This is a genomic window from Gracilibacillus sp. JCM 18860 (assembly GCF_055395245.1).
The window spans coordinates 784,786-802,826 of record NZ_AP043868.1; the positions used below are offsets into that span (position 1 = coordinate 784,786).

General features: G+C 37.3%; 15 protein-coding genes, 1 other RNA gene and 2 other annotated features (1 of these 18 running past the window's edge). Of the genes, 3 read left to right on the forward strand and 13 right to left on the reverse strand.

Going from position 1 to position 18,041, the window contains the following annotated elements:
* Positions 1-27, reverse strand: a binding site (T-box leader) (it extends 181 nt beyond the left edge of the window).
* A 39-nt stretch (positions 28-66) separates the two neighbouring features.
* The 7 genes from ACZ5R4_RS04150 to cymR all read right to left on the reverse strand — a co-directional run bounded on the left by ACZ5R4_RS04150 (position 67) and on the right by cymR (position 7,786).
* Complete coding sequence (locus tag ACZ5R4_RS04150) at positions 67-1,140, reverse strand: AI-2E family transporter (RefSeq protein WP_109984587.1); 1,074 nt, start codon at positions 1,138-1,140, stop codon at positions 67-69.
* Positions 1,141-1,145: 5 nt separating this feature from the next.
* On the reverse strand, positions 1,146-1,370 hold the full coding sequence (locus tag ACZ5R4_RS04155) for a hypothetical protein (protein WP_245902316.1): 225 nt from the start codon (positions 1,368-1,370) through the stop codon (positions 1,146-1,148).
* A 445-nt stretch (positions 1,371-1,815) separates the two neighbouring features.
* Positions 1,816-4,206: an SF1B family DNA helicase RecD2 gene (gene recD2, locus ACZ5R4_RS04160; protein ID WP_464368093.1), complete on the reverse strand. Its 2,391-nt coding sequence runs from the start codon at positions 4,204-4,206 to the stop codon at positions 1,816-1,818.
* Positions 4,207-4,223: 17 nt separating this feature from the next.
* Positions 4,224-4,892, reverse strand: a complete 669-nt coding sequence (locus tag ACZ5R4_RS04165) for a tetratricopeptide repeat protein (RefSeq protein ID WP_347403262.1) — start codon at positions 4,890-4,892, stop codon at positions 4,224-4,226.
* A 185-nt stretch (positions 4,893-5,077) separates the two neighbouring features.
* Positions 5,078-6,187, reverse strand: coding sequence for a tRNA 2-thiouridine(34) synthase MnmA (gene mnmA / locus ACZ5R4_RS04170; protein WP_277679316.1), 1,110 nt, complete (start codon positions 6,185-6,187; stop codon positions 5,078-5,080).
* 16 nt (positions 6,188-6,203) lie between these two features.
* The gene (locus ACZ5R4_RS04175; protein ID WP_464368094.1) at positions 6,204-7,346 is read right to left on the reverse strand and encodes a cysteine desulfurase family protein; all 1,143 of its coding nucleotides are present in this window, start codon (positions 7,344-7,346) and stop codon (positions 6,204-6,206) included.
* Between the two features lie 20 nt (positions 7,347-7,366).
* Positions 7,367-7,786, reverse strand: a complete 420-nt coding sequence (cymR, locus tag ACZ5R4_RS04180; RefSeq protein ID WP_109984085.1) for a cysteine metabolism transcriptional regulator CymR — start codon at positions 7,784-7,786, stop codon at positions 7,367-7,369.
* A gap of 266 nt (positions 7,787-8,052) precedes the next feature.
* Between cymR and ACZ5R4_RS04185 the strand changes: the two genes are divergently transcribed.
* Both ACZ5R4_RS04185 and ACZ5R4_RS04190 read left to right on the forward strand, forming a co-directional pair.
* A complete protein-coding gene (locus ACZ5R4_RS04185; protein ID WP_464368095.1) occupies positions 8,053-9,318 on the forward strand; it encodes a replication-associated recombination protein A in 1,266 nt (421 codons plus the stop codon).
* 125 nt (positions 9,319-9,443) lie between these two features.
* Positions 9,444-10,148 (forward strand): RsfA family transcriptional regulator, encoded by a 705-nt coding sequence (locus tag ACZ5R4_RS04190; protein ID WP_277679314.1) that lies wholly within the window; start codon positions 9,444-9,446, stop codon positions 10,146-10,148.
* 126 nt (positions 10,149-10,274) lie between these two features.
* Here the strand turns inward: ACZ5R4_RS04190 and ssrS are convergent.
* The 4 genes from ssrS to ACZ5R4_RS04210 all read right to left on the reverse strand — a co-directional run bounded on the left by ssrS (position 10,275) and on the right by ACZ5R4_RS04210 (position 14,108).
* A non-coding RNA gene (gene ssrS / locus ACZ5R4_RS04195) (6S RNA) lies at positions 10,275-10,470 on the reverse strand.
* 79 nt (positions 10,471-10,549) lie between these two features.
* Positions 10,550-12,307 carry an aspartate--tRNA ligase gene (gene aspS / locus ACZ5R4_RS04200; protein WP_464368096.1) on the reverse strand — a complete coding sequence of 586 codons (1,758 nt, stop codon included), beginning with the start codon at positions 12,305-12,307 and terminating at the stop codon, positions 10,550-10,552.
* 12 nt (positions 12,308-12,319) lie between these two features.
* Positions 12,320-13,582 carry a histidine--tRNA ligase gene (gene hisS / locus ACZ5R4_RS04205; protein ID WP_109984081.1) on the reverse strand — a complete coding sequence of 421 codons (1,263 nt, stop codon included), beginning with the start codon at positions 13,580-13,582 and terminating at the stop codon, positions 12,320-12,322.
* Positions 13,583-13,659: 77 nt separating this feature from the next.
* Positions 13,660-13,883: a binding site (T-box leader), on the reverse strand.
* Positions 13,884-13,934: 51 nt separating this feature from the next.
* Positions 13,935-14,108: a hypothetical protein gene (locus tag ACZ5R4_RS04210; RefSeq protein ID WP_347834012.1), complete on the reverse strand. Its 174-nt coding sequence runs from the start codon at positions 14,106-14,108 to the stop codon at positions 13,935-13,937.
* A gap of 83 nt (positions 14,109-14,191) precedes the next feature.
* Here ACZ5R4_RS04210 and ACZ5R4_RS04215 point away from each other — a divergent pair, with 83 nt between their 5' ends.
* Positions 14,192-15,094, forward strand: coding sequence for an N-acetylmuramoyl-L-alanine amidase (locus tag ACZ5R4_RS04215; RefSeq protein WP_464368097.1), 903 nt, complete (start codon positions 14,192-14,194; stop codon positions 15,092-15,094).
* Between the two features lie 70 nt (positions 15,095-15,164).
* On the opposite strand, the gene dtd is transcribed toward ACZ5R4_RS04215, so the two are convergent.
* Both dtd and ACZ5R4_RS04225 read right to left on the reverse strand, forming a co-directional pair.
* Positions 15,165-15,614, reverse strand: coding sequence for a D-aminoacyl-tRNA deacylase (dtd, locus tag ACZ5R4_RS04220; protein ID WP_277679751.1), 450 nt, complete (start codon positions 15,612-15,614; stop codon positions 15,165-15,167).
* A gap of 14 nt (positions 15,615-15,628) precedes the next feature.
* Positions 15,629-17,830, reverse strand: a complete 2,202-nt coding sequence (locus ACZ5R4_RS04225) for a RelA/SpoT family protein (RefSeq protein WP_464368098.1) — start codon at positions 17,828-17,830, stop codon at positions 15,629-15,631.
* Positions 17,831-18,041: the final 211 nt, after the last annotated feature.

An 18,041-nucleotide genomic window follows, 5' to 3' on the forward strand; every position in this document is an offset into this window, starting at 1 on the left:
CCTACTCATGTTTTTCATCGTTTTTCCGTTATATGACTTCGCTAGGATATTATATTGAAAAAATGGCTATCTGTCAATTTGTTTCATCTGTCGGTAAATAAGCGGGACCGCCACTCTCCCGATTGCTAATAAAGGAACGGCTAGGATCATTCCAATCACTCCTCCCACTTTTGCTGCAATAAATAATGCAAGAATGATATAAACAGGATGGATGCGAATACTTTTACCAACAATAAAAGGAGAAAGCAGATTCCCTTCTGTAAGCTGAACAGCTAAAATGACAAGCAATACGAATAACACCATTTTAGTCGAAATCGTAAAGGCGATTAAAAGTGCAGGAATGGCACCAATAATTGGACCAAAATATGGAATGAAGTTGGTTAAACCAATAATAACCCCGAGTAGGATGGAATATTCCATTCCAATCCATTTTAATAATAAGTAGGCAATAAAGCCGACTAAGAAGCAAACTAAAATTTGCCCTCGAATATATTGACCTAAACTCTCTTCCATTTCATTTGCTAATCTTTTTGTAAAGGCATGATATCTAGTAGGTATTAGCTTGAGTACCCCTTTTTCCAAACGGCTGTAATCCTTTAAAAAATAAAAAGACAAAATGGGGATTACGGCAATCATGACAAACACATCAAAAACCATTGGAATATTATCCATTATCGCTGTGAAGATATTGCCAAGCCTATTCTCTATGTTAAGAAAAAATTCATCTAATTTATCATGAAAGCCTTCTGGCAAAAATGATGTTTGATCATAAATACTATATAAAAAGGTCTGATAGGACTCGATTAATTGTGGAATGTTCAGTCTGAACTCATTTAATTGTCTTACGATCGTCGGAAAATAGAAATAGATTCCTAGACCAGCTATTAGAAAGAAGAATAAATAAATTAGTAATATAGCGATTGTTCGTGGAATATTGTATTGATGAATCTTCTCAACAACTGGGTGCAATAAATATGCTATCAAACCCGCTATGAGAAAAGGTAGGATAATTTGAAAAAACATGAGCAATAAGCTTTTATAAAATGGGAATAAAATGATTAATAGATAGAAAAAGAGTACGGCAAGGCAAAGGATGATTAACTGAAGCGCAATGCGAACCTTTTTTGCTTGATTCTTCATCATCATTACCTCTCTACTCTTCTTTCCTCATCGGAAAAAAGGTCATCTAAAGAGCTTAAGGAACCATCCATTTCTACTTCGTGAAGGTGAAGGAGATCATTTTGTATTGATAGCTCTATATAACAATTCCAGCAATAATACTGGTTAGTCCCAATAATTCCAATATCCTTGCTTCTGCAGTTTGGGCAAATCACCAAAGTTCCCTCATTTCTTACGTTTTTACCATACATCCTTTCCATAATAAGGATTTTTATACACATCATAAGGATGGATAAATGAAAGAAATGATCTTTTGCCGTACTTTTTTTCTATTGTGGAAACAATGTATTCAATGAGTGAGTGAAGGTTTTATGATTGATACTTGTTATGCCAAACGCCTGTATGGAAAAGCTCTAACAGTGGGGCTGCCATAAGAGCCATTTTCGCTAGTCCTCATCTCAAATTAGTACTTAAAACTGTAATAAGTACCATTTTCGCTAGTCCTCATCTCAAATTGGTACTTAAAACTGTAATAAGTACCATTTTCGCTAGTCCTCATCTCAAATCAGTACTTAATAAAGATTTGTACAGCATGCAACTGTGATATATTGTTCAAAACAACCGCCACCTCGGAAACCTGTTAATTAGTGAAACTATTAGAATAAGTAGCACAGCTAATGTCCAATAAATCTTCATTTAATCTTCCATAAAATCATAAGGCGAAAAATCCTCTTGGCCAACCTTCACCTGTAATAGCAACTCATCTGCTGTCTTTTCAGTAGCTGTTTCATCGTCACTTTCTATTTCCTTAAGCTCTTCCTTCTTCTCCATGCCAAAAAGTTCTTGTAAAAACTCCACTAAGGAAGAGTAGCGTTGATTGGTATCCTCTGTTAGCACCCCTTTTAAAAATGCATCCTCATCTCCGCAAATGACAAGCGATTGCTTAGCACGAGTGATAGCTGTATAAATTAAGTTTTTTCGAAGCATTCGGTTATACCCCCTAATAATTGGAAGTATAACAATAGCAAACTCGCTCCCTTGAGATTTATGAATTGACGTACAATAAGCATGCATTAAATTCATTAAATCTGTTTTAGCATAAGGAACCTCTCGGTCTTCAAAGGCCACCACTACTTGTTCCTCTTGCTCCATATTTTCATCCTTTTCAAAAATGGCTACTACCTCTCCAATATCCCCATTGAAAACTCCATCCTCGGGCTGATTAACGAGCTGGATCACTTTATCTCCTTTTCGGAAAACCGTCTCTCCAAAACGCATTTCTCTTCTACCAGGCACGGAAGGATTTAACACTTTTTGTAGTTCTTCGTTTAATCGATGGATTCCTGCCTTTGATCGATACATTGGTGCAAGCACTTGAATTTGTCGTAGATCGACACCTTTATCGTGTGCCTTTTTCACTATTTGCTTCACAATATCGACAACCTGATAATCAGAACATTTAAAAAAATTAAAATCATTAGCTTTCACAAGCGTTTCTTTCTCCACCTGACCATTTTTAATCTCGTGAGCAAGCTGGATTATTTTTGACCCTTCCTTTTGGCGATATACTTCTGTTAGCTGAATGGACTTTACTACTTTACTTGCCAATAAATCTGCCAAAACTTGACCAGGTCCAACAGATGGTAATTGATCTTCATCACCGACAATCAAGACTTGCATATCACTAGGTATAGCTCGGAACAATTGATAAGCAAGCCATATGTCTACCATCGAAAACTCATCGATGACAATTATTTTCCCTGTAATTCGATTGTTTTCATCCTTATCGAAAGTTTCATGTCCATCCCAGCCTAGTAATCGATGAATAGTCATACTCTCTATGCCAGTGGATTCCTTAAGTCTTTTTGCTGCTCTTCCAGTCGGTGCAGTAAGTATAAAAGGGTATTCCTCACTGTCATCATAATCGGCCTTATCAATTGAAAAGTCATGTATCTGAGCATAAGCATTAATAATACCCTTGATTACTGTTGTTTTCCCTGTCCCTGGACCACCTGTTAAAATCATTATTTTTTCCGACAAGGCTGTTTCTATTGCCTCGTATTGTTCTTTTCCGTAGCTTATGGTTTCTTTTTCTTCAATATCTCCAACTATTTTCAAAAGCTCTGCATCGGTAAAAGCCTTTTCTTGGCTCTTGTCCGCAATTCGCTTCACTTGCGCACAAAATCCTGTTTCAGAATAATAAAGTGAAGGCAAATATGCCTTTTTATCTGTCACAATAATTTCTTTTTTCTTATTTAGTTCCACAATTTCAGCAGTCAACTTCTCTGCTTCTATATTATTTTCTTCCCCTTGAAGAAGTTGATCCATTTCACCAAGTAAAACATCCATAGGCAAATAGACATTTCCATCCTGTATACTATTTTGTAATACAAAGATACAAGCTGCCTGTAGTCTTGTTGGATGGTCTACTGTAATCCCATTTTGACGGGCAATTTGATCTGCTCTTAAAAAGCCGAAACCTTCCACTTCAAACACAAATAAATAAGGATTTTCGATGAGATACTCCAATGTCTTCTCACGATAGGCGCTGTACATTTTTTGTGCCATTTTTAATCCGAAACCATATTTAGATAATTCTATTACTATATGCTCAAAACCCTGGTTTTCATGTAATATTTGATATATTTTCTCTTGTTTGTCTTTAGGTAATCCATTGACCTGTTCCAATACAGATTGGTCATTTAAAATTTTGGATAAGGCCGCTTCTCCTAATACCGTTACTATTCTTTCTGCTGTTTTTTTACCAATACCGGGAAATAAATCACTAGATAAATAAGCAATGACACCTTCCTTTGATTCAGGCAGAAATCGTTGGTAGCTATCCACTTGAAATTGTCGTCCAAATCGTTTATGCTCAACCATTCTTCCATAAAATTCATACGTTTCTCCTGGATCTAATCTTCGAAAATACCCTTTTACAACAATCTCTTTTTCAGAAAGCTCTTGATTTGTTTCCAATACTTTGATCTTTGCTATCGAAAAATGCTCTTGTTTATTTTCGAATATGGTATGGATCATTTCCCCTTTTATAAAATTTTTTTGTTCAACAATTGGATCTGTTGACATTGCCTATACCCCTTTATTCACTCATTATCTGCAAGCATTTTTTCGATTTGATTCTTCCCGTTAGCCGCAAGAATATGTTCAGGCTGAATTTCGAGCGCTCTAGTAAAGTGTGCTAACGCCTCTTGGATGTTCTCATTAAACAAGCTAATAACCCCTAAATTATAGTGGGCATCACTATGATTTGTTTCAAGCTCTAATACTTTTATAAAAACTTCTTTTGCATTGGTTAATTGTTCTGTTTGGGCCAGGGCAAGACCATATTGGAACCAGACATCTGCATCCTCTCCATTTAATTCGGTGGCTCGTTGTAAGTATGGTAACGCATGCTTGAATTTCTCATCATATAAACAAGACAATCCAAGCATAAAATAGACATCCGCTTCATCAAGTCCTAATGTTAATGCCTTTTGAAAATTGACTCTCGCGTCATTAAATTCATCTTGTTCAAAATAAACGTTGCCTAAGCCATAAAAAGCGGTGGCTGCTTCTTCATCTAATTGAGTCGCCTTTTGATAAAACTTCTGGGCACGCCCATAGTCTTTCATATGTAAAAGTAAGTTTCCAAAATTTATATAATGTATTGGGTCGTTTGGGTTTTGTTCTATTGCTTCTGTAAAGTACTTGGCCGCTTCTTCAAGCTTACCTTCTTTCATATATTGTATTCCTTGGTCCATTTCTTTCATCATTTAAAACCTCCATGCACCTATTTTACTTGATTTTAATGAAAAAACAAAGAGAGGGGAGTTCATACTGATAATTTGATCATTCTTATTAATATATACAAACAAAAAGGCGTATACTGATACTTAAAATTTGTATCAATATACGCACTTTCTTATAGTACTTATTACTAAAGCATTTTCTCGAAAAACTATCCTACATAATCCAAAAATTTATCATTTTTGATGATTTCGTTAATGGTTCCCCCACCTAAACAGACTTCATTTTGATAGAAGACAACTGCTTGGCCTGGCGTAATCGCTCTTTCACTGTCATCAAAAACGACTTTTACTGTTCCATCGGTATTCGGGTAGACAGTCACTCCACTATCCTTTTGGCGATAGCGGAATTTTGCCGTACAATGGAAGGCTTCTATAGGTGCCTCATTAATCCAATTTAGATCTGTAGCCAATAACCCATCAGAATAGAGGGCATCATTATGGTAGTCTGCTCCAACATATAGAACATTTTCCTGAAGGTTTTTACCGACAACAAACCACGGGCCACCTGGCCCCCCAATACCAAGGCCTTGTCTTTGACCGATGGTATAATACATTAAGCCATCATGCTCACCTTTTACTTCTCCCGATAAAGTCATGATTTTACCTGGCTGTGCTGGTAAATATTCACTTAAAAATTCCTTGAAATTGCGCTCACCGATAAAACAAATACCGGTACTATCTTTTTTGGTGGCTGTTGCCAAGCCATTTTCAGTGGCAATGCGACGCACTTCGGATTTTGGTAGATGTCCTAATGGGAACATTACTTTCTCTAATACTTCTTCTGACAATTGATTTAAGAAGTAGGTTTGATCTTTGTTATCATCTACTCCTCGAAGCATTTCTACTCTGTCACCAATGCGGCGTATTTGTGCATAATGGCCAGTTGCCACATAATCAGCGCCTAGTGATAATGCATGCTCTAAAAAGGCTTTAAACTTAATTTCTTTATTACACATCACATCCGGATTTGGCGTTCTCCCAGCTTTATATTCATCCAAAAAGTAAGTGAAGACTTTATCCCAATATTGTTTTTCAAAATTGACTGCATAATATGGAATGTCTAATTGGTTACATACACGAACGACATCATCGAAGTCTTCAGTTGCGGTACAAAAGCCTGTCTCGTCGGTATCATCCCAGTTTTTCATAAATATTCCAACAACATCATAGCCTTGTTGTTTCAATAATAGTGCTGTAACAGAAGAATCCACCCCACCACTCATTCCTACAACTACACGTGTGTCTTCAGGTCTTTTCATCTGTATCACCTCATTTTTAGTTTGTTGTTAACCTTTTGACAATTTGAGCAACACGTCTTGCTGCTTCTAAAATATTTTCTTCATTATTGGCAAGCCCAAAACTAAAGCGTATGGAGTTCGTTGTACAGGCACTATTTTCGGTAAACATTGCACTTAATACATGAGATGGCTCAACTGAACCTGCTGTACATGCACTTCCACTTGATGCAGCAACTCCACTTAGATCAAAATTGGTTAGCAATTGTTCCACATTTGTACCTGGAAAGCTAATGTTTGTTATAGTAGGTACTCTAGGACTATCGTTCCCATTTATTTCGAAATGTACGCCTTCTTCTTTTAAGACATGGATGAATGTCTGATTATAATGAAGGTACATTTCATACCTTAGTTCCCTTTCTGCTTGTGCAAGCTTAATTGCTTCGGTAAATCCTGCAATACCTGCTACATTTTCTGTGCCTGGACGCCGCTTCCGTTCCTGTTCTCCTCCGAATTGTCGTGGATTTAATCGAACATTAGGATGTGAATATAAGAATCCTAACCCTTTTGGTCCATTAATTTTATGGGAGGAGACAGTTAAAAGGTCTACCCCTAATTCTTGTACATTAATTGGTAGCATTCCATATGCTTGTACAGCATCTGAATGGAATACAGCAGGATGATCTCTCAGCATTTCACCAATTTCTCTAATTGGCTGAATAACACCTGTTTCATTATTTACCATCATTACTGTGACTAGAATCGTATCATCTGTTAAAGCTCTTTTTAACTCTTCCACACTGACTAAACCATCTTCATCTACATCCAAATAGGTTACGCGATATCCATGTTTTTCTAGATATTCAGTAGTGTGCAATACCGCATGATGCTCTATTTTGGTTGTAATGATGTGCTTCCCTTTTGTCGATTCATTTGCCACACCTAGAATGGCAAGGTTATCTGCTTCTGTTCCACCACTTGTAAAGACAATATCCTTCTCATTAGCTCCAATAGATTGAGCTGCTACGAGTCGAGCTCGATCAAGTATTTGTCTCGATTTTCGACCAAAGGAGTGAACACTCGAAGGATTTCCATATTGATCATGCATGCATTTTGTCATTTCCTCAATAACCTTTGGGTGCATAGGAGATGTTGCTGCATGGTCCAAATAAATTGCATTCATTCGTTGTCAGCCTTTCTCTCTTAAATATAGAACATGTAAGGGTCCTGTGTTCCTTGCTCTCCATAGTTGGAGAGATCCTGTAACGTGGTGGTATCCAATACTTCTTTGACCGCATCACGGATTCGAATCCACAGTTCTTGCTTTGCTGGCTCTTCATTTTCTATGCCCTCTACAGGGGTAATCGGACCTTCTAATATACGTATAATATCCCCTGCAGTAATATCATCTGGTTCCTTTGCAAGCACATAACCTCCATAAGCTCCACGAACACTTTTCACAAGGCTGGCATTTCTTAATGGAGCTACTAATTGCTCTAAATAATGCTCTGATAAATTATTTTCTTTGGCAATCGATTTTAGAGAAATGGGTCCATTGCCATTTTGTTTTGCTAATTCGATCATAATGGTTAATCCATATCTACCTTTTGTCGAGATTTTCATACATACACCTCATTTTAAAATATCTCCATCAAATTTATCTTATGTCTAGAAAAGTTTGTCATTAGTTGCTATTATAGCATGAATGATAGATTTATTGCAGAATGATTATGGAAAAGCTTAAGGGAATGCCAATAATATAATCTATTTGCAAATTCTATAATTATATAGAAAAAGGATAAAAAAGTCAAGCGTAATATTTATAATACAAATACTCTATCTCATAAATAGTGTTAAATAACTCCATTTCTAATAAGGAAGTGATCTTAATGTCAGGTAAACCTTTAGCATTTCGCATGCGTCCTCAACATATTGATGATGTAATCGGACAAAAACATCTTGTTGGCGAGGGTAAAATGATCAGAAGAATGGTAGAGGCAAATAGACTTCATTCTATGGTATTATACGGTCCACCAGGGACAGGCAAAACATCTATGGCAATTGGAATTGCAAACAGCCTCAGCCTACGCTATAAATTATTGAACGCTGCGATTGATAAGAAAAAGGATATGCAAATTGCGGTAGAAGAAGCGAAAATGTCTGGTCAACTTGTCGTCATACTTGATGAGGTGCATCGCTTGGATAAAGCCAAACAAGACTTCTTGCTTCCACACGTTGAGTCTAATCTAATCACGTTAATTGGTTGTACTACAAGCAATCCGTATCATTCGATTAACCCTGCTATTAGAAGTAGATCTCATATTTTTGAACTCTATCCTTTAGAGCAAGAGGATATTTTAGAAGCTTTAGAGCGAGCTATTCACGATACAACAAACGGGCTAGGAGCCCTCCCTATTTCCCTCCTACAAGATGCAAAAGAACATTTTGCAAATGCAGCAAATGGTGATTTAAGAGCAGCATTAAACGGATTAGAACTTGCTGCCTACTCTACACCGAAAAATGAAGAAGGTAAGATTGTAATCAACTTAGCTAATGCAGAGGCGTCCATGCAAAAGAAAAGCTTCTCTCATGATAAAGGCGGGGATGCACATTATGATGTTTTATCAGCCTTTCAGAAATCTATTCGTGGAAGTGATGTAGATGCAGCCCTCCATTATTTAGCAAGGCTTATCGAAGCCGGGGATTTGGATAGTATTGCAAGGAGAATGCTCGTATGTGCCTATGAAGATATTGGACTAGCAAATCCACAGGCAGGCCCACATACACTCTCTGCAATTGAATCTGCTGAGAGAGTAGGATTTCCTGAAGCAAGAATTCCACTATCTGCAGCAATTATAGAGCTATGTCTTTCACCTAAATCCAATAGTGCGATCATGGCGATTGATGCCGCCTTATCTGATATTAGAAAAGGCGATACTGGGGAGGTACCTGCACACTTAAAGGATGCACATTACCAAGGAGCAAAGGCACTTGGTAGAGGACTTGATTATAAGTATCCTCATGCTTATGATGCTGGGTGGGTGAAGCAACAATATCTACCTCACAAAATCAAACATAAGCAATATTATCATCCAAAAGAAACTGGTAAATTCGAAAAAAATATTAAGCAAATTTATGATAATTTAAAAAAGTAATGTTTAAATCTTGTTTTTCTGGTCACAATAAGGAATAAGCTCAAACACGTACGATTATGAATCTAGTTTAGATCTATATAATCTATCACAAAAATTATTGATTAGAAAAACAAGGAGTGAAGGAAATGGCCAAAGTACGTCAGGATGCATGGTCTCATGAGGATGATTTGCTACTAGCAGAGACTGTGCTACGTCATATTAGGGAAGGGAGCACACAATTAAAAGCATTCGATGAAGTAGGGGACAAGTTAAACCGTACATCAGCTGCTTGTGGATTCAGATGGAATGCTGAAGTTCGCCAAAGCTATGAACAAGCGGTTCAAATTGCAAAAAAACAACGAAAAGATCGAAAAAGGGCTCTCGCAAACAAAGAGCAAAATACTACTACAACAACTACTAATCTTCATTTACCAGAGGAAGAAGAGGTATTTGATAAAAGTTCACAAGAGGATTCCTTTATTTGGAATTGGAAAAAAGAAGAAACCAAGCCTGCTATGCAAGATGTGGCCCCTCAATCTTCCTTAGATTTGAGTCAAGTCATACGCTATTTGCAATTCCTTAAGAAAGAACAGCAACAAATGAAATATTCCCAGTCTAATATGGAAAGATTAATTCAAGAAAAAGAACAACTTCAAACACAGCTAGAAACTCACCGAAAAAGAGTACAAGAATTAGAACAAGAATTACAAACAATGCATGAAGACTATCAGGCTTTTATGCAGATTGTAGAACGCGCCAGAAAAATGGTAGTCTTTGATGAAGAACAACCACGACCCGTACCTAAATTCCGCATGGATAAGAACGGAAATCTTGAACAGGTCGCAAAATAAAAAACTGAGCTTTTGCTCAGTTTTTTGCTATTTTTAGCCAGAAAAAGATCAAAGTAGTCTTTTTTTAAATTTCACCTAAATAGAACAAAAAAACACACCTTCCTCAGATGTGTTCCGTGTATGTATCGAAATCCCAATTGTGCCGTCGTAGTGATGAAGTTTTGATCCCGCTCAAGGCAGGTGGGTGCCCTGTCCTACACTTCATACTTCCACATTCGCTTCCTAAGTAAAGTGGCTTGCACACCATGTAGGAACACTGGGCTCCCGATGTTAATGGTGTTCGGTCAAAACGTCATTGATCCGACGAACACATCAGGATTTGTTTATCATTTTGTAAATAAATCATAGCATATTTTCACTTGATTTTCAAGTTTACAATTTCTTTACAATGTCGACTCCATTTAGTTTAATTTTAGATGCAATTCATTCAGTTGCTTGATATCTACTGGACTTGGAGCTTCCGTCATCGGATCCTGGGCTGATGCTGTTTTTGGGAATAAAATCGTATCTCGTAGATTTGTGCGACCGGCAAGCAGCATGATAAAACGATCGAAGCCAAACGCAATTCCCCCATGTGGTGGTGCTCCATACTCTAATGCATCCAATAAGAATCCAAACTGTGCTTCCGCTTCTTCTTTGGTAAAGCCTAGCTTTTCAAACATTTGGTTTTGCATCTCTCTTTGATAAATACGTAAAGAACCTCCACCAAGCTCATATCCATTTAACACTAAATCATAAGCCTGTGCACGTACCGCACCTGGATCTGTATCTAACTTATCTAAATCAGATTCCATTGGCATGGTAAACGGATGATGAGCTGCATGGTAGCGACCCGCCTCTTCATCATACTCTAGCAACGGCCAATCTGTAATCCATAAAAATTCATATTTGCTTTCGTCAATCAGATGATGCTCCTTCGCAAGCTTCAGACGTAAAGCACCTAAAGTATCGAATACAACCTGCTTCTTATCTGCTACAAAGAATAATAGGTCTCCTGCTTCCGCTTCAAGCAAGGAGCGGAATTGGTTTTGTTCTTCTTCTGAGAAGAACTTTGCAATGGGGCCTACTAATCCCTCTTCCTCCACTTTTAACCAAGCTAGACCCTTTGCTCCATAGATTTTAGCAAAGTCTGTCATATTGTCTAAATCTTTACGAGAATATTGGTCAGCTTTTCCTTTCAGATTCAGACCACTAACTTTACCTCCGTTTTCCACTGCTTCGCGGAAAACTTTAAAGCTAGACTCTTTTACAACGTCTGATAAACTCACTAACTCCATACCAAAACGAACATCTGGTTTATCTGATCCAAATCGCTCCATTGCTTCATCATACGGCATGCGCAAAAATGGTGTTTGCACATCTATACCCTTAACTTCTTCCATGACTTTCTTCATCATTCTTTCTGTCATATCCAAGATATCATCCATCGACATAAACGATGTTTCGATATCAATTTGCGTAAACTCTGGTTGACGATCCGCTCTTAAATCCTCATCACGGAAGCATCGAGCAAATTGATAATATTTCTCAAATCCGGCCACCATTAAAAGCTGTTTAAAAATCTGTGGAGATTGCGGTAATGCATAAAAATACCCTTCATGAACACGACTCGGTACTAAATAATCACGTGCCCCTTCTGGTGTACTTTTCGTTAACATAGGTGTTTCCATTTCTAAAAATGACTCATCATTTAAAAAAGCACGAATAGACTGTGTTGCCTTATGACGTAGTTTGAAGGTTTCTTGCATTACTTCACGGCGCAAATCTAAATAACGGTATTTTAATCGAATATCCTCAGAAACATCGATATCATCAGTTAAGGAAAATGGTGGGTTCAATGAAGCGTTTAGTATTTTTATTTCACTTACAAGGACTTCAATCTCTCCTGTAGCAATTTTAGGATTGATTGTATCTTCATCCCTTTCAACTACTTCCCCTTTTATTTCAACGACATACTCACTTCTCACACTATCTGCAATGACCAACGCCTCTTTTGAAATTTCCGCATTAAAAACGGTTTGAACAACACCTGAGCGGTCACGAAGATCAATGAAAATAATTTCACCTAAGTCCCTTCGCTTTTGTACCCAACCTTTTAACACAACTTCTTTTTTTTCATCTTTTTTTGATAATGTACCAGCTAATGTACGATTTTTCATCTATAGTCCCCCTTACAACAATCTTTGTAAATATCCGTTTAATTGCTCTAATTCGATGGTATCTTGCTCACCAGAATCCATATTTTTCACCGCAATTTGATTATTTGCTAACTCATCCTCACCCAGAACGAGGACGAATTTTGCTTGTAAACGATCTGCTGCTTTAAATTGTGCTTTCATTTTTTTACCTTGATAATCCTTGTCGACTTGAATACCTGATTCTCGTAATTTATTCACAATGGATGCTGCTTTTATATTAGCTTCATCTCCGATCGAGATAACATAGCAATCTAATCGCTCATCGATCGGTAAATCGACACCTTCTGCTTCTAAAGCCATAAGTAGACGTTCAATACTCATAGCAAAACCTATTCCAGGTGTTTCCGGTCCGCCAAGCTCTTGAACTAATCCATTATAGCGTCCCCCGCCAGATAAGGTCGTTATAGCACCAAATCCTTGTGCATCACTCATTATTTCAAAGGCAGTGTGATTATAATAATCTAAACCTCGAACTAGATTTTTATCCACAATATAGGAAATGTTCATGGCATCCAAATATGCTTGAACCTTTTCAAAATATTGACTGGACTCCTCATTTAAATAGTCTAAGATAGACGGAGCTGTTGCCATTGCTTCATGATCACGATCCTTCTTACAATCAAGCACTCGAAGCGGATTTTGCTCCAGTCTTGTTTGACAATCCGAGCAAAGCTCTTCCTTCACTGGTGTGAAATGATCGATCAATGCTTGACGGTGATTTTCTCTGCTTTCCTGATCTCCTAAGCTATTAATGACAAGCTTCAACGACTTTAAACCAAGTGATTGATAGGCATTCATTGCAAGAGATATTACCTCTGCATCAATTGCTGGATCCGCACTACCTAATGCCTCTACTCCATATTGGACAAATTGTCGCATTCTTCCTTGCTGAGGACGTTCATAGCGAAACATTGGTCCGATATAAAAAAGCTTAGTAGGTTGGCTTGGACTTCCAAATAGCTTGTGCTGAACAAACGCTCTTACTACAGATGCAGTTCCTTCAGGTCTTAATGTAATACTGCGATCTCCCTTATCCGTAAAGGTATACATCTCTTTTTGGACAATATCGGTTGTATCACCGACACCTCGCTCAAATAATTCGGTATGCTCGAATATTGGAGTTCGAATCTCTTTATATTGATAGAGATTACTTAATTCCTTCAATTTACCTTCGACATATTGCCACTTATCTGAAACACCAGGTAATAAATCCTGTGTTCCTCTAGGTGCTTTCATAGCATTTCCCCCTATTTAATATTCTGTAATTAGCTTTTTCTTTTCAATCTGGAGAATTAGAAAAACTCTCATCCCAAAAAAGGGACGAGAGTTATACCCGTGTTGCCACCCTAGTTGAAGTAATCCATATTACTCCCACTCAAACAGTTAACGCCTGCCTACGTTTATACCTACTTCATTCAGTATAAAGCCTCCAGAATGTCATTCACTAAAGACGGTTAGTAAGAATTCTTTCAGCCATAGGAATTCTCTCTCTTTTCTACCGTTGACATCAGCTACTATTTCCTTCACATGCTTTCATCGTATCATATTATGGAATTGTTTCTATCATAATCGTTGGAAAAGACTTTTGTCAAGATTGATGAGTGCTTTTCTTCCATTTTTGTGTTGAATGAATGGTAATATTCGCCGCTTGAGCGATATTAAACTTATTATCATTGGCAACATAATCTGTATAACCATGTATTTTCCTTGTATTTACACTACTTGAGGACAGTATAAGATTTTGTTTAAAATTGGTTCTCATGAAATCCTCTTCCTTTTTCACTTTTATTTCCATCTATTTTTCGTTAAAATATAAACGAGAAAAGACAAAGGAGCGTACCGTTTGTGAAGAAAAAGCTATTATTTATGCTTTTTATTAGTTCGATCATTATTTTTTCCATGTCATGTTATCTTTATGCAAAACAAGCGCAAATTGAGGGAGAAAATCTAAATGTGCGTAATGGGCCAGGAACAGAATATGAAGTCATTGCACAGGTTAATCCACCTGATACTTATCGTATTATTGAAGAAGTAGACGAATGGATTAAAATTGAACTTGCTACTGAAAATGGTTGGATACATAAAGATTATGCTCAAATTGTTGAAAAGGAAATGCAGGAATCCGAAGAGAATGAAAAAAGCACAACGACTACTCAAGCCTCCCCTACAACATCAGAAATAAAGGATTTTCATTCTTCAGTTTCTGATTTAAATGGTAAGATAATCGTGATTGACCCAGGTCATGGAGGAATTGATGTTGGAGCGATTGGAGCAAGTTGTGGCTATGAAAGTAACTACACGTTAAAAACATCGTTTGTCCTAAAAGAAATGCTGGAAGCTCATGGAGCAAAGGTATATCTTACCAGAAACAAAAACTACTATGTTTCTCTTACAAGCCGTACCACTTATTCAGGTTCTAAGTTTCCAGATGTTTTTTTGAGTCTTCATTATAATAGTACTCCTGAGCTACCGGACGTTAAAGGTGTGGGGACTTACTATTATAGTGACACGGATCAATCGTTGGCTAAATATGTACACAAAGGCATCCTTTCACAAACTGGGATGAATGATCGTGGAGTAGTTCAAGAGGATTTGCAGGTGTTACGAATGAATCACCGTCCATCCTTACTTCTAGAATTGGGATTTCTCTCCAATCGAGAAGAAGAAAGTCATCTTAGATCAAATGTTTTCTTAGAATCCATGAGTAGAGGAATTATAATGGGCTTGTATGATTATTTCAACAAATGATCGTTATTACCATTCTCAGACAATAGCAAACCCTCCAATAGTTTGTTTTCTATTGAAGGGTTTTGATCTTTTATTTACGTTCTGCTGAATCGAGGATAATTGTTACAGGACCTACATTTGTAAAACTTACGTTCATCATTTCGCCAAAAGCACCTGTTTCGACCGTTATTCCATTATTGCGTAGTTTTCGGTTCCATTGTTCATATAGCTTTTCTGCTTGATCTGGCTTAGCTGCTTGCATAAAATTTGGTCTTCTTCCTTTGCGGCAATCAGCGTATAAGGTGAATTGAGAAATCGATAAGATACTGCCACCAATATCCTTTAATGAGAGGTTCATCTTCCCTTGATTATCCTCAAAGATTCTTAAATGTATCGTTTTGTTGACAAGATACTCCAAGTCCTCTTCTGTGTCCCCGTGAGTGATCCCCACCAATGCAACAAAACCATTCTCTATTTTACCAACTGAAGCATTTTTTACGGTAACTTCAGCATCTTTTGCTCTTTGCAATATTACTTTCATCGTGCTAACCTACCTTATTGAATCGTTCTTTCCACTGTATAGACATCCCCGATCTGTTTTAAGCGATCCACTATTCTACGAAGATGACCAATATTGTGTATCAAAATAGTCACATGAATGACAGCAATCTTGTTACGGTCAGATCGTCCATTAACGGCAATAATGTTTGTCTTTGATTCATTAATTACCTGAAGGACATCATTAAGCAAACCTCTTCTGTCATAACCTGAGATTTCTAAATCTACATGATAAGATTTTGATTCAGACTCCTCATTTTCCCATTCTACATAAATTAATCGATCCTTTGCCTCATCTGTATTCACATTAGGACAATCTTTACGGTGGACGGATACACCTCGACCTTTGGTTATATAGCCAATTATCTCATCTCCGGGTACGGGATTACAGCACTTGGAAAGTCTTATTAGCATGTTTTCCACGCCTTCAACTTTCACCCCAGAATCTCGTTTTGATTTCTTCTTAATTGTTTCACCACTTGCGTTTACCTTTTCAATCGTTTCTTCAATATTCTGGTTTTCATCATGCTCTCGGAGCTTCTCTGTCATTCTTGTCACAATTTGTGCTGCTGTAATTCCGTGATAGCCAACTGCTGCAAACATATCCTCTTCAGAAGTAAAGCTGAACTTTTCCATTGCCAATGTAATATTCTCTTCTGTCATGACATCTTTTGGTTCAAAACCAGCCGCCTTAATCTCTTGCTCTACAAGCTCTCGCCCTTTCGTCACATTTTCATCACGACGTTGTTTCTTGAAAAATTGCTTAATTTTATTCTTAGCTTGTGATGTTTGCGTCACTTTTAGCCAATCCTGTGATGGTCCATAAGAGTGCTTGGATGTCATAATCTCTACAATGTCACCATTTTTCAACCGATAGTCTAATGGCTCCATTTTACCGTTAATTTTAGCACCGATCGTATGATTTCCTACCTCTGTATGAATTTTATAAGCAAAATCAATTGGCACAGATCCTCGCGGTAATTCAATTACTTCTCCCTTTGGAGTGAATACATATACCATGTCAGAGAATAAATCTACCTTTAATGATTCCATAAACTCTTCCGCATCATGTGCATCGTTTTGCCATTCTAAAATTTCCCTAAACCATGCTAGCTTATCTTCATTGGAATGCTGATTTTGCTTTAACCTTTTCCCTTCTTTGTATGCCCAATGTGCAGCAATCCCGAACTCGGCGATTTCATGCATTTCTTTTGTTCGTATTTGTACTTCTAAAGGTGCACCCTTTGGTCCAATTACGGTTGTGTGTAAGGATTGATATAGATTAGGCTTCGGCATGGCAATATAATCCTTAAACCTTCCTGGCATCGGCTTCCAACATGTATGAATGATACCAAGGACGGCATAACAATCCTTGATGCTGTTCACAATGATTCTTACCGCTAATAAATCGTATATTTCATTAAATTGTTTTTTTTGTATCATCATTTTACGATAAATGCTATACAAATGTTTCGGACGACCGGAAAATTCTGCATAGATATTCACTTCATCTAGTTGTTTTTTTACTTCATCCATCACTTCTTGGATATAGTTTTCTCTTTCTTCACGCTTTTGTTTCATTAAATGAACAATTCGGTAATATTGCTGAGGATTTAAGTAACGTAATGCTGTATCCTCAAGCTCCCATTTAATGGTGGAAATACCGAGACGATGGGCAAGCGGCGCAAAGATTTCTAAAGTTTCATTGGAAATACGGCGCTGCTTTTCTGTCGGTAAATGCTTTAATGTCCGCATATTATGCAATCTATCCGCAAGCTTAATCAAGATCACGCGTATATCCTTTGCCATCGCAATGAACATTTTGCGATGATTTTCCGCTTGTTGCGCAGCTTTGGACATATATTTAATTTTTCCTAGCTTTGTCACCCCATCTACAAGCATGGCAACCTCTTCATTAAAATCTTTTTCTAGATCTTCAACTGTTACCGATGTGTCTTCTACCACATCATGCAAAAAACCACCAGCTATTGTTTCAGGGTCTAATTTGAGATCAATTAAGATGCCTGCAACCTGAACTGGATGAATAATATAAGGTTCACCAGACTTACGAAACTGTCCTTCATGTGCCTTTTCTGCATATTGATAAGCCTCTCTGATAAACCGAATATCTTCGTCGTTTAAATAACTTTCGGCTTGTTCAAATATTTCATCAGGCGTTAATATTTTGTCCTTTGCCATGTAATCACCTTTATTCTTAAAACTACTACTTCCACATTGTATGCGTTGTTGCTTCTAAGAGAAAATGGTTCAATGTTCTTTAAAAAGTTTGTTTTATATAGTGTACCAAAAAAAACAGTAATTTTCCTTAAATTTTCTTACAAAACTCGACAAGCTTCTTCCTGAGATAAAAAATTAGTTGAATTATTATTCATTTATTGTACAAAAAAGC